The following is a 24,065-nucleotide window of genomic DNA, read 5'->3' on the forward strand; positions in this document are numbered from 1 at the left end:
TTTTTATTAGTTTCGTTCTCAATATTTATAAATTACAATAAATAGTTTTTAAAAAGGTAGGGGTAACAATGAAATATGTTAGCATTCGAAAAAAACTACTGTTCACACTCTTAAGCATTTCTTCCTTATTTAGCATTGCTCTTATTGTTATTCTTTCATTCGCGATGAATCAAGCAAGTGAAATCGAAACATTAAAGAATGATGTATCGAAAAGAGCAACGATTTTAAAAGAACGTGGCGATTGGTTCCAAGCGCAAGTCGCTGGTTTACAAGAATATTTATTATCACATGACCAAAAAGGATTGGATAAATTCAACCGGGAAGGAAAAAAACTAGCTGATACTAGGGAGAAAGTAACAAGTGATAAAAAACTCCCAGAAGGAATGAAAGTGGCCATTTTAATGGGAGCAAAATGGCGCAGCGTCGTAGATAATGAAGTCCTCCCTCTTGCACGGGAAGGAAAATGGGATGAAGCATCCAAAATTGCTCTTGCTCAAACAGATTATGTAAATGATCTTTTAAGTCGTTTTACTAAATATGCAAATGAAGAAAATGACAAACGGGACGTATTAATTGCTGACGTAGAGTCTTCTTCATCCCTTATTCAATATATTATTTTCTTCTCACTCATTACATGTACATTAACGTCTATTCTATTGGCATGGTGGTTCTCTGGTAAACTCGTTAAACCGATTCGACAAATTGATGCGAAGTTAAAAGAATTAGCTTCTCAAGATGGCGATTTAACCGCTAGATTACACGTAACGAGTAAAGATGAAATTGGTGACATCGCAAATTCCTTTAATCAAATGCTTGCTAACTTACAGCGTATAATAAAGCAAGTTCAACAAACATCAACAAGTGTAAAAGAAGCTTCTGAAAATGTGTTTATCGAAACAACTGCTTCTATGGAAAATACCGCAAAAACTAAAGAGACTATGAATGCTCTTGAGCACAATATTCGTTCACAAGTTTCTAGCATTGAAGAAAGTTCAACCGCAATGGATGATATGGCAACGAGTGTTCAGCGCATTGCACAAGCTGCCTCTTCTGCCGCTAGCCTAGCTGTTACAACTTCTGAAAAAGCAGATGATGGAAATAAAGTCATTGAAAAATCTATTACACAAATGCATACAATTAACGAAGCTGTTAACGCTACATCACAAGTGGTAGAGCGACTCATTACACATACGAATCATATTGATACTGCACTTCAATCTATTTCTAATATTGCCGAGCAGACGAATTTGCTCGCTTTAAATGCTTCTATTGAAGCGGCCCGTGCTGGTGAACACGGAAAAGGATTCGCTGTTGTTGCCGATGAAGTACGAAAACTTGCTGAACAATCTCAGCTAGCAGCAAATGACATTAACCATTTACTTCATCAAATTCAAGCGGACACAAAAATAGCAAATGACATGATGACACAAGGTCAGTCAGAAGCTTCTGAAGGAATTACAGTCATTCGTACCGCTGGATCTTCATTCTCAGAAATTGTTAACCACATTAACAATTTCTCTACACAAATACAAGAAATGTCTGCAACTGCTGAAGAAATGGCCGCAAGTTCTGAAGAAATGAATGCAGCTTTAAATAATATCGCTTCTATTTCAAATGAAGTTGCTGCCGAAACATCGAAAACAGCAACTTCAGCTGGTGACCAAGTAAACAAAATGAGTGTCGTTGCTAAAAAATCATCAGAAATGAAAACAATTGTGCAAGAACTTGAAGTGCTCGTTTCTCATTTCAAAACAAATAGTTAAAATGAAAATTTCATTTATACTTCTACGAACTCTAAATTGTTAGAAAGAGCGATTTAGAGTCTCTCTTTTTTCACGCTAAAATATCTCTTTCTATCTCCCATTCTGTCTGCTATAATTCCTAAAGGAAAGAAGAAAGCTTTATTCCAGATGGAGTAAAGCTTTCTTTCAATTTTTTACATTAATTAATTAATTCTAATACTAAGATTTTACAAGGAGGATTTTTATCATATGAATTTTATTAGCATTCGAAAAAAACTAATGTTCATGATGGGAATGATTTGCGCTTTATTCGGCATCGCCTTAGCTTTTATTTTATTCTTTACCATGGATCAGTCTCATAAAGCTGAAACATTACAAAAAGAAATTTCTCCTCTTGCAACAGAATTGAAAGAGCGCGGAGACGCTTATCAAGTACAACTTTCTGCTTTAAGAGGTTATTTACTACAACATGATCAAGTCGAATTAGACAAGTTTAATGAGATGAGTAAACGTCTTGAAGATACAAAAGGGCAACTTCTTTCTAACCCTAACACTTCTCAGTCCGTGAAAAGCACAATGGAATTAGGATCCACTTGGAGAAAGTTCATTGAAGAGAAAGTATTCACTCTTGCAAAAGAACAAAAATGGGAAGAAGCTTTACAAGTAGCTTCTACAGAGAATGGCACTGTTTATAAAGTAATCGGTGATTTCACAAATTACACTAATGAACAAGCTAAATTACGTGAACAATCTATTGAAAAAATCGATCAATCTTCACTACGAATTGAATATGTTGTCTTCTTATCACTTGTTATTTGTATTGTAACTGCAATTATTCTTGCATGGTGGTTCTCTGGTAAGCTTGTAAAACCAATTCAACAAATTGATACTAAACTAAAAGAATTAGCCTCTCAAGAAGGCGACTTAACAGCCCGTCTACAAGTAAATAGCAATGATGAAATCGGTGCTATTGCTACATCATTTAATAAAATGTTAGAAAACTTGCAGCATATCATTAATCGTGTTCAAAAAACATCTGTAGAAGTACAAACAGCTTCTGAAAATATGCTAGAAAAGACTAATACATCACGCGAGGCAACAATAAGAGTTCAAAGCTCGATGTCCAACTTAAATTCAAGTATTCAATCGCAAACTTCTAGTATGGAAGAAAGCTCGACTGCGATGGATGATATGGCAATAAGTGTTCAGCGTATCGCTGAATCTGCTTCATCTGTAGCCGAACTTGCTGTAGCTACATATGAACACGCTAACGACGGAAGTACTGTTATCCAAAAATCTGTTTCACAAATGACAACGATACATGAAGCTGTAAATGCTACATCAGAAGTAGTCGAACGTCTAATCACCCATACGAAATATATTGATACGGCTGTACAATCTATTTCTAATATCGCTGAGCAAACGAATCTACTTGCTTTAAATGCTTCTATTGAAGCGGCTCGTGCTGGTGAACAAGGAAAAGGATTTGCTGTCGTAGCTGATGAAGTTCGTAAACTTGCGGAACAATCAAAAACAGCGGCAAAAGATATTAACCAATTGCTTCATCAAATTCAAAATGATACGGAAACTGCTAGCTCTATGATGTCTCAAGGCCGCTCTGAAGCATTTGAAGGCATTACTGTCGTTCGTGAGGCTGGTACTTCTTTCACAACAATTGTTGAACAAGTAAATAAAGTATCAACTCAAATGCAAGACATATCAGCAACTGCTGAAGAAATGGCTGCAAGCGCTGAAGAAATGAACGCTTCACTTAATAACATCGCTTCTATTTCAAATGAAGTATCTAGTGAAACAGCCGCAACGGCACAATCTGCTGAACAGAAAGTCATCGTGATGAATGAAATGACTCTCACTGCAACACAAATGAAACAAACAGTTGAAGAATTAGATCAGCTTGTATCTCATTTTAAAACTGAATAGCTTTTCAAAAAAATATTCCTCTCTCAGGGAGGAATATTTTTTTGAGCTCATTTCCTGCACTTATCCCGCATATCCGTTATAATGAGAACCGATATCATTAATATTTAGGGGGTGCTACACATGTCACAACAAGCATTTGAAGAAAAGTTATATGCAAACTTAGAAGCTGTTATTGACCCTGAGCTAGGTGTTGATATTATCAATCTCGGATTAGTTTATGACGTTACAGCGGATGAAAATAATAATGCTGTCATTACAATGACGATGACTTCTATCGGTTGTCCAATGGCTGGCCAAATCGTATCAGACGTTAAAAAAGTATTATCAACGAACGTACCTGAAGTAAATGAAATAGAAGTAAACGTTGTATGGAATCCGCCATGGACAAAAGAACGTATGTCGCGTATGGCGAAAATCGCATTAGGTATTCGTGACTAAATAAGGAAAAGACCTGACAATCCAGTCAGGTCTTTTTTCTCTTATTATTTTACTCCTACAGCGTCATAAGCTTTCGTTACAGCTTGTACCTCTTTAGAGTTTTTACCGAATAAATCTTCTGCTGATTGAAGTGCAGCTTGACGCATCATTTTGAAATCAGAGTTTGCAGTTAAATATTTTGTAAGAGCACGATAGTAAATTTTTTCTGTCGCTTCACGGCCCACTCCAGTTACTTTCACATTGTAATGCGTGCCGCCCTCAGACACTAAATACGCCGCCTTATTATTAATACTACTGTTAATATGAACGCCGCCATTATCAGCTGTTCCAGTATAACGTTTATTATAGTGATCTGGGTAACCTTCACCTGGTTTTAATGGGTTTGGAATAGATGCTGGATCCTTTAGAGAACGAAGTGCATCTCCAGGTTTACCAGGTGTATAAATATCAGCACCTAAATCCCAGCTCTTCTTCTCAACCATGACGCCCATAATATCAGATAACGATTCATTTAACGCTCCTGATTCATTTTTATATACAAGGTTTGCTGTATGTTCAGTTACAGCATGCGTTAATTCGTGGCCAATAACATCTAGCCCAGCTGATAATGGAATAAATGTCTTACCATCTCCATCACCATACATCATTTGTACACCGTTCCACGCTGCGTTATTCCAAGATTCACCTACGTGAACAGCAGAAATAAGTTTTGCACCTTTATCATCGAAAGAGTTACGGTTAAATGTCTTTTTATAATAATCATATACTTTTCCTGCATTCACATGCGCATCAACTGCCGCTTTATCTTCGAAGAACTTAGATTTACTTCCAATTTCTTCTCCTGTATATCCAAGAATTTGTGAGAATAAATTAAACCAGTCTTCGTTCATATTCTCTGCATCAAATGTATGGACACCTTGTCCTCGTGTACCATCAAATAAGTTGAACGCTCCTGTTTTCGTATCTTGAGCAATTTCAAATGATTGTCTAGCACCTAATACTCCGTAACCAAATCCAGTAATGTTATCTACAGCATTATATTTCTCAATAACATTTCCATTTGTTGCATCAACAAAGTAATGCCAATATCCTGGAGCTGGTTTCGAAACCGACGCTTTTACAAGATATGCAAGATAGTATTGACCATCTTTTTCATACACATATAAATCTTTTTTCACACCATCATAATTCTTTACTTTACCAATTTCTTTCTCAATATTAGCTTTTGCAATCGTTTCTGCTTGTTCCGCACTAATACTTGCAGATGTAGGAATATTTTTATCATCTAAACTCGGAATAACTTGTCCGAAAAATGCTTTTACATTGTTCTCTTTATCAAGCGTAACTGTTTGATCTGAACCATACACAGGAATGTTATTATGCTTCTCAACTAACTTCACATGTGTTGTACCAGACTCAGCATCTTTTTCTTCACCAACGATATTGAAATGTTTGTCAATATTTCCTGCTAGTTTAAACATATCTTTTTTACTCTCTAAATATTGAAAGACCGTCTCTTTTTTATCTAGTCCTTCCGGCGCTTTCCATTCTTCACCTATGTAAGCTGGTGTTTTAAACTCTTGGTGATACTGGATTTTTTGCTCTTCTGCTTTCGTCGTAGTTGCTCCAAATGCCCCAAACCCACTTGCGATAACAGTTAATGCTAATGCTGATGAAATTACTTGCTTTTTCAATCTAACACTCCCCATTTCCCTAAAAGTTTTTAACACCTTTATAAATATTCTGAATAATCTCTCTAATACCTGCTCTCAAAAATTGAGAAAGTTTTTTCTGATAATTAAACTCACCAAAAAGAGGACATCGAAAAACGATGTCCTCTTTCCTATAACTTTTCATTCCGCTATTTATATGCTGGAAAGCCACCACTGATTAAAGCCTCACTTTATTGCATTTTCATTTCAATTGCTAAATAGTGAGACTTCTCTTTCGCTTGAATGCGAATATATTCTTCTACAGCCTCCGCTGCATCACGCATTACAAGTGTTTCACCGTTTACAACGCTGCTACCTTCAATTTGTACAATGTACAATTGACGTCCTTCTTTAACAGGGAAATGAATTTCTTTACCAGCTTCTAATGATAAAGAATATAAATTTGCATCTTGGTGAATATGAATTGGTGCATCTCCATCAGAAGGAGATACCATATGGAACCACTCATTTTCACGTTTACTCCAATCAAATTTAAACTCACCATAGTTTGGTTTATGACCGTCGCGGTCTGGTAAAATCCAAATTTGCAATAACCGTAATGTTTCACTTCCTAAGTTATGCTCACTGTGAAATACACCAGTACCTGCACTCATATATTGAACATGCCCACGCTCAATTATCCCGCGGTTCCCCATACTATCTTCATGTGTTAATTCACCATCTATAACGTAAGAGATAATCTCCATATCACGGTGCGGATGCATATCAAAACCAGTTTGTGGCGCTATTAAATCATCATTCATAACACGTACTGCTCCAAAATTCATGTTGTTTGGATTATAATAATTTGCAAAGGAAAAATGAAAATGTGTATTTAACCAACCGTGATTTGCTCTTCCCATATTTTTATGATCAACTTTTCTAAACATATCCTTCACCTCATATTATCTCGAAATCGAGATAATTATTTTTAATTTTATCACTGCAACTTCTTCAGTAATTCTAATAATTGTTTTTGTTCTTCTCTATTTAACTTATCAAATTGCTCTGCTTGAAATGTTTCTTGCGGCGGGACTATTTCTTCATATAGAACCTTTCCCTTTTCTGTTAATGAAATATATTTCGTAGTACCTTCTTGTTCACGCTGAACCCAATCTAGTTGCTCCATCTTATTTAAAAGTTGAGTAACATTTCCTTTCGTAACAAACAACTTATTTCCAAGTTCTTGCTGCGTTAAACGATCGTTTCCTCCAATTTGAACTAATACATCAAACTGAGCGGCAGATACATTCCACTTTTTCAAATGCTGATTCGTCTCACGAATACTTCTATTATAAAAGCGTGATAAACGAAACCATAATAGTACTCCAAGTCTTTCCCCTGCTTTCATTCCATCACCTCGCTCATTTGATACTATTAGTTTAGAACTAAACTTATTAAAGGTCAACTACTTATTTTTAATTAGCAATAAATAAAAGCACAGTGATTTTTCTCCACTATGCTTCAGATTAAATTTCTATTTTTATATTCATCTAGCTTCCTCTCCGCGAAACGCCTCGCATCTTTCTCAATCCATCTTTCTTCGTATAGTTCATTTCCAACATATAGTACATCGTCCTTATGCTGCATCGCATGCCTGAATTCATGCAATAGCGTTTTGAGCACTTGCTCATATTCTTCCCACATACAAACGAAAATTAATTGTTTTTCTTTATGATAAAAACCACCTACTGGGAATAAAAACTCCTCTTCTTCTTCTCCTAATGATAAAAGTACATGATTCGCATCACACGTATCACAAAAAATAACTGGCGTTGCACTTACTTCAATAAGAGAAAACAAATCATTTCTTAACTTTTTGACATCCCAAGGAAGCTCCGAATCCAACACATACCAATTCTCGACTTGTTGATATACATTTTGAAACTGGAGTTCCATTTCTCAATAATCCCCTTCCTAAACTCCCTTTTCCTATATATATGCCACAATATGGTAAATATTAAACATACACTTTCATCCTTTAAAAAATGACAATAAAAAAGAATCTATGTCAGCATAGATTCTTTTTCCGTAATCACTTTTTTTTCATCATTTTTTTTAATATAAAATAACCAATTGCACAAACAATAGCAGCAAGTGCAAAGTATTTCACATATGGCCCAGCTACTTTATTAATACTTTCCCACTCTGTTCCTAATTTAAAACCTAAATATACAAATACAATTGACCATGGAATAACAGCTAGTGTAGTTAGCGTAATAAACTTAGCATGTGACATTTTCGCAATACCCGCTGGTATCGAAATAGCATGACGCACAACAGGAATAAAACGCGCTGTAAAAATAACACCAGTTCCGTAACGATTAAACCACGCTTCAGCATAATCAATATGTTTCTTCTGAATCAAAATATATTTTCCATATCGCTCAAGAACAGGTCTTCCTCCGTATCGACCGATCCAATAAATGAATAGTTGTGCGATTACACCACCAATTGTACCGAACGCGACAGCCCCCCAAAATGTAATGCTTCCTGTTGATACTAAATAACCTGCATAAGATAATACGATTTCACTTGGGATAACCTCTATCATTAATCCCAGCATAATTCCCCAATAACCAAGTCCTTCTAGAAAAACTAAAACTGAATGAATCAACTCTCCTAACATCATTTACCTCTCTTTACTGTTTTCATTGCAAAAAATAAAAGTACAAGCAGTAAATATCTTGTACTTTTATTTTTTCAAAATTTATCTAGTCTTCGTATCCCACTTAAAGATTTTATTTAAAAATTTATATACATTCTTTGACTCTTTCGTCAGAAGTGGACCTAAGATCGATAGTATAAGCACGTATAGTGCTGAGAATGGTTTCAATACCGACATTAACCCACCCGCGATACCGATATTAGCCATAATGATTGAGAATTCTCCCCTTGAAACGATTGTTAATCCAATATTTGTTGATGCTTTATGAGATAATCCAGCTTGTCTTCCTGCAATCATCCCTGCTACAAAGTTTCCGATTATCGTCAGAAGTACAGCACCTAACGTTAACCATATTGCTCCGCCCAATGAAAACGGATCGATACTTAATCCGAAACTGAAGAAGAAGATAGCTCCGAAGAAGTCTCTAAATGGAACAACAAGATGTTCAATTCGATCACTATGCTCTGTCTCAGAGAAAACTAACCCTAAAAGAAGTGCCCCGATTGCTTCTGCAACGTGAATTGTTTCTGAAAAACCTGCAATAAAGAACAACGAAGCAAATACTACAATAATAAAAATTTCATCTGAACTAATATTGAGCAATCTATTTAATAACGGCGTTGCTTTTCTAGCCACAATAAAGAATAGAAGCATATATCCTAAAGCAATTCCAATTGAAGTAAGGGCACCTAAGAAGGAAGCGTGATCCCCAAGAACTAAGCCAGAAACTACTGATAAATATACAGCAAGGAATATATCCTCAAACATAATAATTCCTAAAATTAATTCGGTTTCATTATTACCAGTTCTTCTTAAATCAACTAATACCTTTGCGACAATAGCACTAGAAGAAATCGTAATAATACCCGCAATAATTAAGATTTCGAGTAACGGGAATCCCATTATAAATCCGTATAATAATCCTAGTGAAAAGTTAATCAAAATATAGATTGTTCCGCCAATCGCGATAGAACGTCCAGATTTAATTAGTTTTTTCATCGAAAACTCTAATCCCAGATAGAAAAGAAGGAACAGAACACCAATCCTTCCAAGGAAGGATATCACACTTGCACTTTCAATAAATTTGAGATCGATAACACCTATTGTCGGCGCGTGCGGACCTACTAACATGCCAAGAACAATTAGAAAAGGAATTACTGAGAATTTAAACTTTCCAGCGATTACCGCCGCAATTGCTACTAAAACTAAAGCTGTACCAACTTCAAAAATTAAAGTATCCATCTAGTCAGTCCCCCTATTCGAAAGTAATTCATTAATAATCTTTTTAATTTCTTCTCTCTCACCAGAAACTACAAGCATATCTCCTTCTTCAATCACCGTGTCTGGACCTGGATTAAATAGCTTTTTCATATTCTTTTTCATAACTGCAATTATCGTTACGCTATATGTTTTTCTTATTTCAAGGTCGCCAATTGTTTTTCCGATTGCCGGAGCTGCATTCTCCACTTTAAACCACTCAATTGCTAAACCTTCAAAGACCATCTCAACATTTTCTAATGCCCTAGGTTTGTATACCATTCCACCTAATATTGCTGCAATTTGTCTCGCCTCTGAGTCACGTAATGAAATACTTGAGATGCTTTCTTCATGATCTGAATCAAAATGATACATTTCTCTACGCCCATCATCATGAATGACGATCACCATCTTTTCGTTACCTTTCGTAACGATTTGAAATTTATAACCAATACCCGGAAGTTCACTTTCTCTAATATTCATATTTAGCTCCTCCATAACTTCTTTATTTTAATTTTCTGTTTTTCTGTCTTTTGTTCATCCAATCAATTTTAGAAATTCTAACCATTCAGGATACCTATGACTTGGAAATCTTTTATTGTAATAATAAGTGGCTCCTAAAAAGATACTTAAAGATGTAATGATAAAAAATAAATTACTTCTTATTTTCAAACTCTTAAGACTTACTTTCAATAAAGATTCTTCTTTCAAATTATCCCCTCTTTTTCGCTTTAAATTTAGTTTTTTAAAATGTAAATAATTCTAAAAATATTACGATGTAACATAATCATAACACAAAACACATTTAAGTAACATGATTTTTTAGAAAAATTGATTCTGGTATATTTTTTGCATATAATTTTCTTATTACGAAAAAAAGGAAGTGTATTATATGGTTGATATCTTTAGCAGATTCCTTGAGGTAACGAATAATATTTTATGGTCATATATTCTTATTGCAATGTTAATCGGCTTCGGTCTTTATTTCTCTTTCAAATTAAAATTTGTCCAAATTACTCATTTCCGTGAGATGGTCAGTTTAATTAGTAAAGGATTTAATCGAAAAGAAAAAAAGAAAGATAGCATCTCTCCATTCCAAGCATTTTGCTTAAGTGCAGCAGCACGTATTGGTATCGGGAACTTAGCTGGTGTAGCATTAGCCATTTCAATGGGTGGACCTGGGGCAATATTTTGGATGTGGTTTATCGCTATCCTTGGAGCAGCTACTAGTTTTGTAGAATGTACGCTCGCGCAAATTTATAAAGTAAAAGATGGAAGCAGATTCCGTGGTGGACCAGCGTATTACATGGAAAAAGGGTTAAACAAACGCTGGATGGGTGTTTGGTTTTCACTTCTTATTACAGTTGCGTACGGATTAATTTTCAATTCTGTACAAGCAAACACGGTAACAATAGCATTTGAAAATGCTTTTGGACTAGAGCGAACGATCGTAGGAGCTCTATTAGCTTTATTAGTTGCAGTTATTATTTTTGGTGGTATCAAGAGCATTTCACGTATTACAGAAATGATTGTTCCTCCAATGGCAATCATTTATATCGGAGTAGCTGTTTTTGTCGTTATTAACAACTTCAATATGTTACCAAGCATTTTTACAGAAATATTTAACAGTGCATTCGGTTTAGACCAAGCCCTCGCTGGTGGTATTGGAGCAGCAATCAAGTTCGGAATTCAGCGCGGTTTATTCGCAACAGAAGCTGGTATGGGTAGCTCTCCTAATGCAGCAGCAACATCAGATGTATCTCACCCTGTAAAACAAGGACTTGTTCAAGCATTAGGTGTTTTCGTAGATACATTCTTAGTATGTACATCAACAGCGTTTATCGTATTATGTTCTGGACTTTACAAAGGATCGAATTTAGAAGGTATTGAATTAACACAACAAGCATTAAGTTCACAAATTGGACCGTGGGCAAGCACTTTCTTAGCGATTATCATTTTCTTATTTGCTTTCAGCTCATTACTAGGAAACTACTATTATGGTGAAACAAATATCGCATTCATTAAAGAAAGCAAAACATGGTTACTGATTTATCGTGTTGCAGTTGTCGGAATGGTGTTCTTCGGATCTATCGCTGCCCTTCAAACGGTTTGGAGTTTAGCTGATTTCTTTATGGGACTAATGGTATTTACAAACTTAATTGCCATCTCATTCCTTAGCAAGTTCGCCTATGCGGCATTAGTAGACTATATAAAGCAAAAGAAACAAGGAAAAGATCCTGTTTTCATTGCAAGTTCTATCCCTGGCTTAAAGAATACAGAGTGTTGGGATGGACAGGATGTAGAAGAAAATAAGCAAGCAGTATAATAATTAAAAGCAGAAGCTATATATCAAATAAAACTCCCTATTACTTCACAGTAATAGGGAGTTTTATTTACAACAGTTCATAATTTGTTCAAATTAATTCCAGCGAAAGGGTTGATTTATACAAATTACTAGATTATAATAATTATAAATTAGTAATTCATATAACATAATAACTCAAAAGGAGATTGATCATAATGAACAAACAAGTAATCGAAGCATTAAACAAACAAGTAGCAAACTGGAGCGTTTTATTTACAAAATTACACAACTTCCATTGGTACGTAAAAGGACCTCAATTCTTCACACTACATGAAAAATTTGAAGAGCTTTACACAGAATCAGCTACTCACATCGATGAAATTGCAGAACGTATTTTAGCAATTGGCGGCAAACCAGTAGCAACAATGAAAGAATACTTAGAACTATCTTCTATTCAAGAAGCAGCTTACGGAGAAACTGCAGAAGGAATGGTCGAAGCAATCATGAAAGACTACGAAATGATGCTAGTCGAACTGAAAAAAGGCATGGAAATCGCTCAAAACTCTGATGACGAAATGACATCTGACCTACTACTAGGCATCTACACAGAACTAGAAAAACACGCTTGGATGCTACGCGCGTTCTTGAATCAATAATAGATTTTAAAGCGGAGGTGGCTCGTTCAGCTCTGACTGGCTAAGGTTCTTTCACATAGAAGGCGCTTTTTGCCTTCTTATGTGGAAGGTTCTTAGACACGAAGAGCTAGCCACAGGAGCTGGATACCACTTAAAGCGGAAGCGGCTCGTTCAGAACAGGAGGGTGTTGGAACTCCTGATTCCGAGGCGCTTTTTGCCTCGAATGAAGGAGTGAAACAACCGACTGTTCTAGCCGCTGGAGCTAGATACCACTAAAAGCGGAAGCGGCTCGTTCAGAGTCGCTTTTTTCATTATATCGATCGTAACTCGCAATATATCGACGTTTCAACAAAGAATATCGACTTACCGACAAATCACGACAATAATAACACTCCCCGCCTCTACTTTTATCAATATATTACAATCTCTTTTATGTTAAAATATAGGAAACACCCTTTAGTAATTAGATCCAAAAAAGCTTTTCCAAGTTCATCATTTACGACTTAAATGACGGGAGTGGTTCAGTTGAAAGACTACTTAATTAGAGCATTTTTTGCGTTAATAACAGTTGGGATTCTCTTACTTATAGCTAATATTTTCAATATACGTGTCGAGGTTAAAGACTATGCTTTCCTCGTTGTTGTAGCAATTGGTGGCGGCTGGGGTGGCTGGCACCTGTATAAAAAACAAAGTAATCAAAATGATAAAGGCATTCCAAAGTAATATGGAATGCCTTCCTTTTTATTTCCGTCTATAGTAAATAACGAAATTCAGACCACTGATCAAAACAATCCCAATAAACATATTAGAAGACTGCACATCGCCACCTAAACTATATTCATCAGCAATAAATCCTAGCATAACAAGTGTTATCGCAGAAACACCAATACATATAACCGAAATAAACCAAAGCGAAAACTCATTAATCAGCTCTTTCTTCTGTCTTAAAACAATTAGCATAACAAGAATAGACGCTGCTAAAATACTTTTAAAAACAGGACGTAACTACACAAACTCCTCCATCTATTTCTCCTTTTTGAAAACTTAATATTTTAATATTAATATATTTAACTATATTAAAAACACATGCCTTTTTACGATAAAAAGACATGTGTTTCTATAAATCGCTATAAAAATGTACTATGATAATTGCTTCCACTTCGTCCCCAAGACAGGACGCTCGTAATTTTGGATTTCATGAATTAGTTTATCTGCCGTCTCAGCGGAAACGATTAACTCTTTATTCGATGGATTCATAAAGCCTTCTTCTGCTGCCCGTTCAACCATTTGCAAAATTGGTCCGTAAAAGTCTTTTATGTTCAATAAACCAACCGGCTTATTATGTATACCAATTTGTGACCAACATACAACTTCAAATAGCTCTTCAAACGTTCCATATCCGCCTGGTAATGCAATGAAAGCATCCGCAAGCTCTGCCATTTTCGCCTTGCGCTCATGCATTGTTTCTACTTCAATTAATTCTGTTAATCCTGTATGTACGATTTCTCCTCGAAATAGACCGCGCGGCATAACACCTGTTACACGTCCACCTAAACGAAGAACTTCGTTTGCTACTTCTCCCATTAATCCAACGCATGAACCACCGTATACGAGCTCATAGTCGTTCTCAACAAACATTTTGCCTAACTGGATTGCCTGCTCTTTAAATTCTGGTCTCTCCCCTAAATTGGAACCTGCAAACACACAAATCTTTCTCATTCCTACACCCCGAAACTATATATTGTTATGATACAATTGACATTGTACAACATATTGAAGGGATGAGGAAGAAATGGATATCGTTGCATTTCAAAGATGGGTTGAGGAATTTTACGAAAAACGAAGCTGGTCACAGTATAATGCCTTTATTCGCTTAAATTTCTTAACTGAAGAAGTTGGGGAAGTTTCACGAGTTGTTCGCGCTATTGAAATCGGCCGCGATCGTCCTGATGAAGATGCGAAAACAGAAGAAGAGCTAAAACAAGAACTAAAAGAAGAACTTGGTGATGTACTATCTAATCTTATTATTCTTTCGCAAAAATATGATTTAGATTTGCAGGACATTATGGAAGCACACGTCACAAAGCTTTCGAAAAGGTTTGAAACATCTAAATGAGAATGTTATCAATTATGATATAATATTATTGTCACAATAATAAGGGGGATTTTATGTTATCTAAAAAATTGCACGACGCATTAAATGAACAAATGAACTTTGAATTTTACTCTGCCCACGCTTATATGGCAATGGCTGCTTACTGTACAGCTGAGAGCTATGATGGATTCGCTAACTTTTTCCTTGTACAAGCTGAAGAAGAACGTTTCCACGCAATGAAGCTTTACAACTATATTAATGACCGCGGCGAGCGCGCTATTATTACTGGATTTGATCATCCTAATAACGAATATGAGTCTGTATTGAATGCTTTTGAAGTAGCACTTGAGCACGAGCGTGAAGTAACGAAGCGCATTTATCACTTATCTGATATCGCTTGGGATGAGCGTGAACACGCAACAATTACCTTCTTAAAATGGTTCGTTGACGAGCAAGTAGAAGAAGAAGCTTCATTTGATAGCATCATCCAAAAATTAAAACGTATTACAAGCGATTCAAACGCACTATTTATGCTAGATGCTGAACTAGAAAAACGTACATTTACGCCTCCAGCTGAATAATATTTCAATCACCTTAATGAATGGATTAAGGTGATTTTTTTATTTTCTCTCTAGCTTAAAATCACCTTAAATTTCCTTGTATTTGACATAACAACAGTAAATAAATGGTATTATTTTCAATATAAAACAATATACGAGGAGAGAAAAAATGAACCAACGTGTAGAATTTGTTGACGCCATTCGTGGTTTCGCTTTATTTGGCATTTTACTTGTTAATATAACATTAATTCAATTCGGGTTATTCGCTAATGAAAAACCCACTTATATTTTCGGAAAACTCGATGAAAGTGCTAATTGGTTTATTCAATTTTTCGGCACACAGAATTTTATTTCCCTATTCTCTTTTTTATTTGGGCTTAGCATTATTTTGTTACAAAAAAGTATTATCGCAAAAGGAAAAAAGTTTTTCCCTACATATATAAGGCGTATTAGCATTCTTTTACTACTAGGCTACATTCACGGCACTTTTGTTTGGGAGGGAGATATTTTATTTGCCTACGGGATTGTCGGGATTTTCTTAATGATGTTCATCAATCGAAAACCAAAAACGTTACTCATTTGGGCATCCATTTTATTAGCACTCATTATGTTCGCATCTTATCAATCTGAACCAACATCAAACACATTCAATGATGTCGCACCTTATATTGAAAAAGAGCATAAAGTTCATGAAACTGGAAGCTATATGGATCATATCAACTTTAGATTAACTGAAAATCCTTTTGATTACATGGGAATTAACGGTATCTTCGGATTAGTTATCCTGTCAATTTTCGCATTAATTTTTATGTCTCCACTCTTCTTACTCGGCATGTACGTAGGAAAAAAGGGATGGCTATTTGAGATTGATAAACATATACCTGCTGTCAAAAAAATCTGGCTTATTACTGGTATTTTTTCTTTTACAATCAAAATTTTAACCATGTTCGTAAAGCATCCGATTTTAATTATGTTACAAAATGGCTTTACACCCGTAACCATGACCTTCCTTTACGGGTGTACAATTATTTTATTGTTCCATTACAAAAAAGCATCGCGCTTACTAACATACATGGCGAACATGGGAAAAATGTCAGTTAGTAATTACTTAGCACAATCTATTATTGCAACAACCATTTTTTACGCATATGGGTTTGGCTTATACGGTAAAATCGGCTATTTCTTCGGTATTCTTTTAACCATTGGAATTTATACGATTCAATTATTCGTTAGTACCTATTGGCTACAGAAATACCGAATGGGGCCTGTAGAATATGTGTGGAGACTGGGAACTTATTTAGAGAGACCACGATTTAAAAAAGGCTTGGATAAAGCAAGTTAAACAAAAAAGCAATGAGCCTACGCTCATTGCTTTTCTTAATTTATTAAAGCATAACCCCAACGATAATCGCTGATAATATACTTACTAACGTTGCACCATATACAAGTTTTAGTCCGAATGATGATACAACGTTTGCTTGTTTGCCATCGATACTCTTCGTTGCACCTGCGATAATTCCGATTGATGAGAAGTTCGCAAATGATACAAGGAAGATAGATAAAATACCTACTGTACGAGCTGATAAATCACCAGCTACTTTTCCAAGGTCAAGCATTGCAACGAATTCGTTCGTTACTAATTTCGTTGCCATAATTTGTCCTGCTGTTAGCATCTCTGATGTTGGAATACCCATTACAAATGCTAACGGTGAGAAAACGTATCCTAAAATGCTTTGGAATGTGATTCCAAAAATTGAATCGAATACACCGTTAATTGCTGTAATTAATGCTACGAAACCGATTAACATCGCCGCTACTGTTACAGCGATAGAAAAACCAAGCATAATATATTCGCCTAACATTTCAAAGAATGTTTGTTTCTTATCTTCTTGTAATTCTAAAATATCGTCTTCTTCTTTTACGTCATATGGATTAATGATATGAACGATAATGAATCCACTAAATAAGTTTAGTACAAGTGCTGTTACTACATATTTCGGATCAATCATTTTCATATAAGAACCGACGATTGACATTGATACTGTTGACATTGATGATGCACAAAGTGTGTATAAACGATTTTTCGGTAATTTGCTTAGTTGATCTTTTACTGTAATAAATACTTCACCTTGACCAACAATTGCAGCTGCTACCGCATTATATGATTCTAGTTTTCCTAAACCGTTAATTTTACTTAATACGAAACCGACTGCACGAATGATAATCGGTAAAACTTTAATATGTTGCAGGATCCCGATTAATACTGCTAAGAAAATAATTGGTAATAATACTGTTAAGAAGAATGGTGCTTGTCCATCGTTCGCTAAACCACCAAATACGAAATTAACCCCAGCTTCCGCAAATTTTAAAATGGCGCCAAACCCATCTGCAATTCCTTTTACTAACACAAATCCGACCTTTGTATTTAGTAAGAAATACGCAAGTACCAATTGAATGACAAGCATAAGTGCAATTGGCTTATATTTAATTTTCTTACGATCTGAACTTATAAGGAAACCTAGTACAAACACTACAAGTAAACCGACTAGAAACATTACTATTTTCATATATGAATCCTCCACTTCTCCCACGAGTTATTGGTCGTATAACGTATAACGAATGACGTCTGACCATTAATGTTAAAAAAATTTAAACCCCTAAATATTATTCAACTGTTATCTAAAATCAGTAAGCGTTTACATAAATTACAATTTATAAAAGGTAGCCTCTTCTCTCCTACCATACTTGAAAGTCTGAAATTGATACCACCTACAAATCAAATTGTAAGCGTTAACTAATTGAAATGCAATATAAATTTTAAAATATTTTTATATGTTAATATATTCCTAAATAATTGGTTTTTTCATGTAAATTTACCATAAAAAAATAGCCCTAGCTAGGGCTATTTTTTTTACCCCGCTTTAACGGGCAGTAAGACCCCCACCTCAAAATTCAGCGAAAACAAAGAAGTTAGGTGGGTGATTAACTACCCGTAAAAGCCCGATTGGTGAAAGCTAATAATCAGCGGGGGATAAAGCCCCCCCACTGATTAAAGTTTCACTTTATAACATAACACCAACGATAATCGCCGATAAAAGACTTACTAATGTCGCACCGTATACAAGTCGTAATCCGAATGATGAAACAACGTTTGATTGGTTTTCATCGATCCCTTTCGTTGCACCTGCGATAATTCCGATAGATGAGAAGTTCGCGAATGATACAAGGAATACAGAAAGAATACCGACTGTACGAGCTGATAAATCACCAGCTACTTTTCCTAGATCAAGCATCGCAACAAACTCGTTTGATACTAATTTTGTTGCCATAATTTGCCCCGCTGTTACCATTTCCGCTTGCGGGATACCCATTACGAATGCTAATGGTGAGAAAATATACCCTAAAATAGCTTGGAATGTAATACCGAACACTGAATCAAACAAGCTATTGATTGCTGTAATTAATGCTACGAAACCAAGTAACATTGCTGCTACCGTAATCGCAATCGTGAAACCAAGCATAATATATTCACTTAACATTTCAAAGAATGACTGTTTTTTCTTATTTTCTAACTTCAGTGTATCTTCTTCTTCTGTAATATCGTACGGGTTAATAATATGAATGATAATGAAACCACTAAATAAATTTAATACAAGTGCTGTTACTACATATTTTGGTTCAATCATTTTCATATAAGAACCAACGATCGACATCGATACTGTCGACATGGAAGATGCACATAGTGTATATAAACGATGTTTTGGGATTTTACTTAATTGATCTTTTACTGTAATAAATACTTCTGCTTGCCCAACAATTGCGGCCGCTACTGCATTATATGATTCTAATTTTCCTAAACCATTTACTTTACTTAGCATAGTACCAATAGCACGAATAAATATCGGTAAAATTTTAAAGTGTTGCAGAATTCCGATTAACACTGCAAAGAATACGATTGGTAATAAAGCTGTTAAGAAGAATGAAACCTCTCCTTTATTAACAAGACCACCAAATACGAAAACGATTCCAGATTCCGCATATCCAAGAAGTGCTCCAAATCCATCTGAAATTCCTTTTACTAAAATATAACCAATTGGTGTATTTAATAAGAAATACGTTAACGCTAGCTGAATAACAAGCATAATTGCGATTGGTTTATACTTAATCTTCTTACGATCAGAACTTATAAGAAAGCCGAGTACGAATACAACTAGTAGTCCTACAAGAAACATAACAAACTTCATTAATAAAATCCTCCATTTAACTCTTCATTAACGTTGAACGTCTGACTACTCAAAACAAGGAATAATCCGAACTTTCCATTTCTCCTCCAAAACCTTCAATCGGATATGAAAAGCCATAAAATCTCTTGTCTCAAAGCCATTTTCCATTCTAACACAAATTATAACTCACATCCGCACTTTTCTTAAAAAAAATACATTTTATTATAAAACACTCATTAATGTTCGTATTTTCCCTCTTCCTTTAGTTTATCACCATAAAAAAACGAGCATCAAATTTCTCTGATGCTCGTTCCTTTTTTATTATACAGCTTTTTCTTTATCTGCTACTGCTGGCTTGTCCCAGCACTCTGTATTGTTTAAACCCGGAATAGACTCCGCATAAAAGACTGGATCTTTTCCTTGTTTCTTTTGCTTTACGTAATCTGATAATGCCGCGAAAGCATACTTAGAAAGGAATACAATCGCCACTAAGTTAATAATAGCCATGATACCCATGAATAAATCTGCTAAGTCCCAAACAATTTGAATTGTTGCTACAGAACCTAACATAACCATACCAAGTACCGCGATTCGATAAACATTTAGTAAAACTTTACTTCCATTTAAAAACTCAATATTTGTTTCACCATAGTAGTAGTTACCTACCAATGAACTAAATGCAAACAAGAAGATTGCAACTGCTACAAATATAGAAGCCCACGGTCCGATATGTTGACTTAATGCTTGTTGCGTTAATTGAATTCCGTTTAAATCAGCCGCTCCAGGCACATCTGATAATAAAATGATAAATGCTGTACAACTACAAATTAATAATGTATCTGTAAATACCCCTAAAGTTTGAATGAAACCTTGTTTAACTGGGTGCGTTACGTTTGCAGTCGCAGCTGCATTTGGCGCACTACCCATACCAGCCTCATTTGAGAATAATCCACGTTTTACTCCTAATAAAATCGCAGCTCCTAATCCCCCGCCCACTACTTCTTTAATTCCGAAAGCATGTAGGAAAATCTCTTTAAATACATATGGAATTGCCGTAATGTTTGTTACAACAACGAATAATGCCACTGCTACATATATAATTGCCATTACTGGAACAATCATTTCAACCGCACGTGCAATACGTTTTACTCCGCCGAAGATAATGATTGCAAGTAAACCAGCCATAAACAGACCTACAAACTTACCATCTGTGTTAAATGCTCCATCAAAAGCCGCGGCTACTGTGTTTGACTGCACGGCGTTGAAAATTAATCCGAAACTAACTGTTATTAGAACAGAGAAGACAACTCCTAGCCAGCGTTTCTTTAAACCCTTTTCCATATAATACGCTGGACCACCGCGGAATGCGTTCCCATCTTTCACTTTATAAATTTGCGCTAATGTGCTCTCTACAAATGCAGAAGCTCCTCCAATTACCGCGATTAACCACATCCAAAATACAGCTCCTGGTCCTCCTGCTGAAATCGCAATTGCCACACCAGCTAAGTTACCAGTTCCTACACGAGATGCTGTACTCATACAAAATGCTTGGAATGACGATACACCACTTTTTTCTTTTTGCGCTTTTCTTGTTTTTGAACTCGCTCCATCCCCAAGTAAGCGAATCATTTCTCCAAAGTAACGTATTTGAACAAACTTTACTCGGAAAGAAAAATAAAGTCCAAGTCCAATTAGCATCGCAATAATAATATATGACCATAGAACATTATTTATATCCCCAATAACCTGAGTTAAAAAATCCATCATTGCGTTCCCCCTCTTCATGACAATAAGAAAATTATATTCTAAAAACTTTTAGTAATCAAGAACTTTATGTTAGGTTTCATTACATGGATACGTGAAGATTCCTAACATACATGTTTTTTACGTGAAAATATAACTAGTACGTGCATTTATCCAATACTCAATCACTCATCCTATTCGACCAGTCATACTTTTAAGACAGTACGTTCCCTACAAATAACGAGAGGAATGAACAAACAAAAATTATATTAATAATTACCTCTCACCCTTTTTATCATTTACTACAACAAAAAAGGCGAGCATCGAATTCATCTCGATGCTCGCCTTTTTATTATACTGCTTTTTCTTTATCTGTTACCGCCGGCTTATCCCAACACTCTGTGTTCGTTAAACCAGGAATAGAATCTGCACTGAATACCGGATCTTTTCCTTGTTTCTTTTGTTTCACATAGTCCGCCAACGCAGCATACGCAAATCGGCCAAGAAGTGTAATCGCAATTAAGTTTGTGATTACCATTAGACCCATAAATAAGTCTGCCATATTCCATACAACTTGAAGCGTCGCAACAGAGCCGAATAGTACCATTCCTACAACCGCAATACGATAAATCGTTAACCAAGTTTTACTTCGTTTAATAAATTCAATATTCGTTTCACCATAATAATAGTTTCCTAGTAATGAGCTGAAAGCAAATAAGAAAATGATAATCGCTAAGAAGCTACTTGCCCACGAACCGATTTGTGAACTTAGCGCGACTTGCGTTAATTCAATACCTTCTAAATTTGTTGCCTTATACGCACCAGAACATAGTACGATAAACGCTGTTGATGTACATACTAAGAATGTATCCACTAATACTCCAATTGTTTGAATAAATCCTTGTTTAGCTGGATGCGTTACATCAGCTGTTGCAGCCGCGTTTGGCGCACTACCCATACCTGCTTCATTCGCAAATAATCCGCGCTGAATACCAAACTTCATTGCAGCACCAATACCGCCACCTACAGCTGAATCTAAACCGAATGCACCTTTAAAGATTTCTGTAAACATATCCGGTATTAAATAATAATTTTTAATAACAACGAACACAGCTACTGCAATATAAATAATTGCCATCGGCGGAACAATCATTTCTGACATACGCGCAATACTTTTCACACCACCAAAAATAATAACCGCAACCAATACCGCAAGCACAATCCCTACAACATAACGCTCAATACCAAATGCATTTTTAAATGCTAATGTCACTGTATTTGCTTGTACTGAGTTGAAAATTAAACCGTAACTAATTGTAATAAGGATAGAGAACCAAATTCCCATCCAACGTTTATTCAAACCTTTTTCCATATAATAAGCAGGACCACCACGGAAGCCACTGCCATCTTTTATTTTATAAATTTGCGCAAGCGTACTTTCTACGAAACTTGAAGACGCCCCAATAATCGCAATAACCCACATCCAAAATACAGCTCCAGGTCCTCCCATAGAAATAGCTAGCGCTACACCCGCTAAGTTCCCGATACCAATACGAGCTGCTGAACTCATACAAAATGCTTGGAATGACGATACACTTCCCTTTTTACGTGTCTTTCCAGTTAATCCATCACTCATTAATCGAACCATTTCCCCTAAATGAGTAATTTGTACGAATTTCAATTTAATAGAAAAATAAAGACCTAAACCAATTAACATTGCAATAAGAATATATGACCAAAGAATTGTATTCGTTGATGAAACAAATTGCTCTAAAATATTCATACAATTAACCCCTCCTTTTCTCCATAAAACGAATTATATTTAAAAAACATTTAAAAATCAACATTTTTCGACAATTTGCAATTTCCAAATATTAGCCAGACACGAAGTAACAATATCTTTATGACTCTCCTCCCTCTAACTGTGCATACTAAAACAAAAAGTAAATCTACAAACTACCCCATTGACAAAAACACCAACCTGTAACTATAATGATTACATCAGGTTGTAACAAACCTTATTACAACAAATTCATTTACTTTCAGATATACACTTTAACAAAACACTTTGGAGGGATTTATTATGAAAATCGGAATCATCGGAGCAACTGGTAAAGCAGGAAGTCGTATTTTAAAAGAAGCATTAGATCGCGGACATGAAGTAACTGCAATCGTAAGAAACGCTGCAAAAATTACAGAAGAAAATATAAAAGTTTTAGAGAAAGATGTATTCGCTCTTACATCTAATGACCTACAAGCATTTGATGTAGTTGTAAATGCATTCGGCGCTCCAGCAGGAGAAGAACATCTTCACGTAGATGCAGGAAACGTACTAATTGAAGCTATGAAAGGTGCACCTAACACAAAATTACTTGTAGTTGGCGGCGCTGGAAGCTTATTTGTAGACGAAGAGAAAACAACGCGTGTATTTGATACGCCAGGTTTCCCAAATGAATATCTTGCAACAGCTCAAAACCAAGGTAAAAACTTAGAAATCCTAAATCAAACAAATGATATTACTTGGACATTCATTAGCCCTTCTGCACTATTTGCATTAGGAAAACGCACAGGCTCTTATACAGCCGGAAAAGACAACCTTCTTGTTAACTCAAAAGGTGATAGCTACGTAAGTTACGAAGACTTCGCAGTTGCAGCACTTGATGAAATCGAAAATCCAAAACATGTAAACGAACGCTTCACAGTTGTTTCTGAAGCTGAGTAATAGAAAAAAATGCGCGTAGATCCA

Annotated in this window: 23 protein-coding genes; 10 read left to right on the plus strand and 13 right to left on the minus strand. The window is 35.6% G+C overall.

The window, feature by feature from the left end:
* Positions 1-68: 68 nt before the first annotated feature.
* The 3 genes from ABH960_RS00735 to ABH960_RS00745 all read left to right on the plus strand — a co-directional run bounded on the left by ABH960_RS00735 (position 69) and on the right by ABH960_RS00745 (position 4,121).
* Positions 69-1,763, plus strand: coding sequence for a methyl-accepting chemotaxis protein (locus ABH960_RS00735; RefSeq protein ID WP_404441975.1), 1,695 nt, complete (start codon positions 69-71; stop codon positions 1,761-1,763).
* Positions 1,764-1,991: 228 nt separating this feature from the next.
* Positions 1,992-3,683 (plus strand): methyl-accepting chemotaxis protein, encoded by a 1,692-nt coding sequence (locus ABH960_RS00740; RefSeq protein WP_404441977.1) that lies wholly within the window; start codon positions 1,992-1,994, stop codon positions 3,681-3,683.
* Positions 3,684-3,803: 120 nt separating this feature from the next.
* Complete coding sequence (locus ABH960_RS00745; RefSeq protein WP_000082522.1) at positions 3,804-4,121, plus strand: metal-sulfur cluster assembly factor; 318 nt, start codon at positions 3,804-3,806, stop codon at positions 4,119-4,121.
* 44 nt (positions 4,122-4,165) lie between these two features.
* Here ABH960_RS00745 and ABH960_RS00750 read toward each other — a convergent pair whose 3' ends face one another.
* The 7 genes from ABH960_RS00750 to ABH960_RS00780 all read right to left on the minus strand — a co-directional run bounded on the left by ABH960_RS00750 (position 4,166) and on the right by ABH960_RS00780 (position 10,241).
* Entirely contained in the window at positions 4,166-5,815 is a 1,650-nt protein-coding gene (locus ABH960_RS00750; RefSeq protein ID WP_002129824.1) for a M4 family metallopeptidase, read from the minus strand.
* Positions 5,816-6,024: 209 nt separating this feature from the next.
* Positions 6,025-6,723 carry a pirin family protein gene (locus ABH960_RS00755; RefSeq protein ID WP_002129827.1) on the minus strand — a complete coding sequence of 233 codons (699 nt, stop codon included), beginning with the start codon at positions 6,721-6,723 and terminating at the stop codon, positions 6,025-6,027.
* A gap of 50 nt (positions 6,724-6,773) precedes the next feature.
* Positions 6,774-7,184 (minus strand): MarR family winged helix-turn-helix transcriptional regulator, encoded by a 411-nt coding sequence (locus tag ABH960_RS00760; protein WP_404441980.1) that lies wholly within the window; start codon positions 7,182-7,184, stop codon positions 6,774-6,776.
* Between the two features lie 113 nt (positions 7,185-7,297).
* Positions 7,298-7,732: a DUF3920 family protein gene (locus ABH960_RS00765; protein ID WP_002129830.1), complete on the minus strand. Its 435-nt coding sequence runs from the start codon at positions 7,730-7,732 to the stop codon at positions 7,298-7,300.
* A 136-nt stretch (positions 7,733-7,868) separates the two neighbouring features.
* Positions 7,869-8,462, minus strand: a complete 594-nt coding sequence (gene uptA, locus ABH960_RS00770; RefSeq protein WP_000900199.1) for an undecaprenyl phosphate transporter UptA — start codon at positions 8,460-8,462, stop codon at positions 7,869-7,871.
* Between the two features lie 81 nt (positions 8,463-8,543).
* Positions 8,544-9,743 (minus strand): cation:proton antiporter, encoded by a 1,200-nt coding sequence (locus ABH960_RS00775; protein WP_002129832.1) that lies wholly within the window; start codon positions 9,741-9,743, stop codon positions 8,544-8,546.
* Positions 9,744-10,241 (minus strand): cation:proton antiporter regulatory subunit, encoded by a 498-nt coding sequence (locus tag ABH960_RS00780; protein WP_001026068.1) that lies wholly within the window; start codon positions 10,239-10,241, stop codon positions 9,744-9,746. It abuts the gene before it with no gap.
* Positions 10,242-10,650: 409 nt separating this feature from the next.
* On the opposite strand from ABH960_RS00780, the gene ABH960_RS00785 reads away from it, so the two are divergent.
* The 3 genes from ABH960_RS00785 to ABH960_RS00795 all read left to right on the plus strand — a co-directional run bounded on the left by ABH960_RS00785 (position 10,651) and on the right by ABH960_RS00795 (position 13,421).
* A complete protein-coding gene (locus ABH960_RS00785) occupies positions 10,651-12,084 on the plus strand; it encodes an alanine/glycine:cation symporter family protein (protein WP_404441983.1) in 1,434 nt (477 codons plus the stop codon).
* A 194-nt stretch (positions 12,085-12,278) separates the two neighbouring features.
* Positions 12,279-12,719, plus strand: coding sequence for a Dps family protein (locus ABH960_RS00790; protein ID WP_404441985.1), 441 nt, complete (start codon positions 12,279-12,281; stop codon positions 12,717-12,719).
* A 504-nt stretch (positions 12,720-13,223) separates the two neighbouring features.
* The gene (locus ABH960_RS00795; protein WP_002143682.1) at positions 13,224-13,421 is read left to right on the plus strand and encodes a hypothetical protein; all 198 of its coding nucleotides are present in this window, start codon (positions 13,224-13,226) and stop codon (positions 13,419-13,421) included.
* Between the two features lie 18 nt (positions 13,422-13,439).
* On the opposite strand, the gene ABH960_RS00800 is transcribed toward ABH960_RS00795, so the two are convergent.
* Positions 13,440-13,682, minus strand: a complete 243-nt coding sequence (locus ABH960_RS00800; RefSeq protein WP_404442602.1) for a hypothetical protein — start codon at positions 13,680-13,682, stop codon at positions 13,440-13,442.
* 156 nt (positions 13,683-13,838) lie between these two features.
* On the minus strand, positions 13,839-14,417 hold the full coding sequence (locus ABH960_RS00805; protein WP_001225748.1) for an LOG family protein: 579 nt from the start codon (positions 14,415-14,417) through the stop codon (positions 13,839-13,841).
* A gap of 73 nt (positions 14,418-14,490) precedes the next feature.
* Here ABH960_RS00805 and ABH960_RS00810 point away from each other — a divergent pair, with 73 nt between their 5' ends.
* From ABH960_RS00810 to ABH960_RS00820, 3 genes are all read left to right on the plus strand, one after another.
* Positions 14,491-14,814, plus strand: coding sequence for a MazG nucleotide pyrophosphohydrolase domain-containing protein (locus ABH960_RS00810; protein WP_001990794.1), 324 nt, complete (start codon positions 14,491-14,493; stop codon positions 14,812-14,814).
* A gap of 53 nt (positions 14,815-14,867) precedes the next feature.
* On the plus strand, positions 14,868-15,374 hold the full coding sequence (locus tag ABH960_RS00815) for a ferritin (RefSeq protein WP_002015996.1): 507 nt from the start codon (positions 14,868-14,870) through the stop codon (positions 15,372-15,374).
* A 148-nt stretch (positions 15,375-15,522) separates the two neighbouring features.
* Positions 15,523-16,695 carry a DUF418 domain-containing protein gene (locus tag ABH960_RS00820; RefSeq protein ID WP_404441988.1) on the plus strand — a complete coding sequence of 391 codons (1,173 nt, stop codon included), beginning with the start codon at positions 15,523-15,525 and terminating at the stop codon, positions 16,693-16,695.
* A 43-nt stretch (positions 16,696-16,738) separates the two neighbouring features.
* Here ABH960_RS00820 and ABH960_RS00825 read toward each other — a convergent pair whose 3' ends face one another.
* The 4 genes from ABH960_RS00825 to ABH960_RS00840 form a co-directional block, all read right to left on the minus strand.
* A complete protein-coding gene (locus ABH960_RS00825; RefSeq protein ID WP_000706851.1) occupies positions 16,739-17,920 on the minus strand; it encodes a NupC/NupG family nucleoside CNT transporter in 1,182 nt (393 codons plus the stop codon).
* Between the two features lie 495 nt (positions 17,921-18,415).
* Positions 18,416-19,597, minus strand: coding sequence for a NupC/NupG family nucleoside CNT transporter (locus tag ABH960_RS00830; RefSeq protein WP_002089478.1), 1,182 nt, complete (start codon positions 19,595-19,597; stop codon positions 18,416-18,418).
* A 300-nt stretch (positions 19,598-19,897) separates the two neighbouring features.
* Positions 19,898-21,340, minus strand: coding sequence for an alanine/glycine:cation symporter family protein (locus tag ABH960_RS00835; RefSeq protein ID WP_033713841.1), 1,443 nt, complete (start codon positions 21,338-21,340; stop codon positions 19,898-19,900).
* Positions 21,341-21,671: 331 nt separating this feature from the next.
* A complete protein-coding gene (locus ABH960_RS00840) occupies positions 21,672-23,102 on the minus strand; it encodes an alanine/glycine:cation symporter family protein (protein WP_002191129.1) in 1,431 nt (476 codons plus the stop codon).
* 300 nt (positions 23,103-23,402) lie between these two features.
* On the opposite strand from ABH960_RS00840, the gene ABH960_RS00845 reads away from it, so the two are divergent.
* On the plus strand, positions 23,403-24,041 hold the full coding sequence (locus ABH960_RS00845; protein WP_240380753.1) for an NAD(P)-dependent oxidoreductase: 639 nt from the start codon (positions 23,403-23,405) through the stop codon (positions 24,039-24,041).
* Positions 24,042-24,065: the final 24 nt, after the last annotated feature.

The sequence above is a fragment of the Bacillus sp. RC252 genome (genome assembly GCF_044909215.1).
GTDB lineage: Bacteria > Bacillota > Bacilli > Bacillales > Bacillaceae_G > Bacillus_A > Bacillus_A mycoides.

Excerpts from the sequence above, each read along its gene's own strand:
- ABH960_RS00745 (WP_000082522.1), top strand. The coding sequence starts at position 3,804 with ATGTCACAACAAGCATTTGAAGAAAAGTTATATGCAAACTTAGAAGCT.
- ABH960_RS00805 (WP_001225748.1), bottom strand. The coding sequence starts at position 14,417 with ATGAGAAAGATTTGTGTGTTTGCAGGTTCCAATTTAGGGGAGAGACCA.
- ABH960_RS00780 (WP_001026068.1), bottom strand. The coding sequence starts at position 10,241 with ATGAATATTAGAGAAAGTGAACTTCCGGGTATTGGTTATAAATTTCAA.
- ABH960_RS00825 (WP_000706851.1), bottom strand. The coding sequence starts at position 17,920 with ATGAAAATAGTAATGTTTCTAGTCGGTTTACTTGTAGTGTTTGTACTA.
- ABH960_RS00810 (WP_001990794.1), top strand. The coding sequence starts at position 14,491 with ATGGATATCGTTGCATTTCAAAGATGGGTTGAGGAATTTTACGAAAAA.
- uptA (WP_000900199.1), bottom strand. The coding sequence starts at position 8,462 with ATGTTAGGAGAGTTGATTCATTCAGTTTTAGTTTTTCTAGAAGGACTT.
- ABH960_RS00755 (WP_002129827.1), bottom strand. The coding sequence starts at position 6,723 with ATGTTTAGAAAAGTTGATCATAAAAATATGGGAAGAGCAAATCACGGT.
- ABH960_RS00840 (WP_002191129.1), bottom strand. The coding sequence starts at position 23,102 with ATGAATATTTTAGAGCAATTTGTTTCATCAACGAATACAATTCTTTGG.
- ABH960_RS00765 (WP_002129830.1), bottom strand. The coding sequence starts at position 7,732 with ATGGAACTCCAGTTTCAAAATGTATATCAACAAGTCGAGAATTGGTAT.
- ABH960_RS00835 (WP_033713841.1), bottom strand. The coding sequence starts at position 21,340 with ATGGATTTTTTAACTCAGGTTATTGGGGATATAAATAATGTTCTATGG.
- ABH960_RS00845 (WP_240380753.1), top strand. The coding sequence starts at position 23,403 with ATGAAAATCGGAATCATCGGAGCAACTGGTAAAGCAGGAAGTCGTATT.
- ABH960_RS00785 (WP_404441983.1), top strand. The coding sequence starts at position 10,651 with ATGGTTGATATCTTTAGCAGATTCCTTGAGGTAACGAATAATATTTTA.
- ABH960_RS00830 (WP_002089478.1), bottom strand. The coding sequence starts at position 19,597 with ATGAAGTTTGTTATGTTTCTTGTAGGACTACTAGTTGTATTCGTACTC.
- ABH960_RS00740 (WP_404441977.1), top strand. The coding sequence starts at position 1,992 with ATGAATTTTATTAGCATTCGAAAAAAACTAATGTTCATGATGGGAATG.
- ABH960_RS00760 (WP_404441980.1), bottom strand. The coding sequence starts at position 7,184 with ATGAAAGCAGGGGAAAGACTTGGAGTACTATTATGGTTTCGTTTATCA.
- ABH960_RS00735 (WP_404441975.1), top strand. The coding sequence starts at position 69 with ATGAAATATGTTAGCATTCGAAAAAAACTACTGTTCACACTCTTAAGC.
- ABH960_RS00820 (WP_404441988.1), top strand. The coding sequence starts at position 15,523 with ATGAACCAACGTGTAGAATTTGTTGACGCCATTCGTGGTTTCGCTTTA.
- ABH960_RS00790 (WP_404441985.1), top strand. The coding sequence starts at position 12,279 with ATGAACAAACAAGTAATCGAAGCATTAAACAAACAAGTAGCAAACTGG.
- ABH960_RS00775 (WP_002129832.1), bottom strand. The coding sequence starts at position 9,743 with ATGGATACTTTAATTTTTGAAGTTGGTACAGCTTTAGTTTTAGTAGCA.
- ABH960_RS00815 (WP_002015996.1), top strand. The coding sequence starts at position 14,868 with ATGTTATCTAAAAAATTGCACGACGCATTAAATGAACAAATGAACTTT.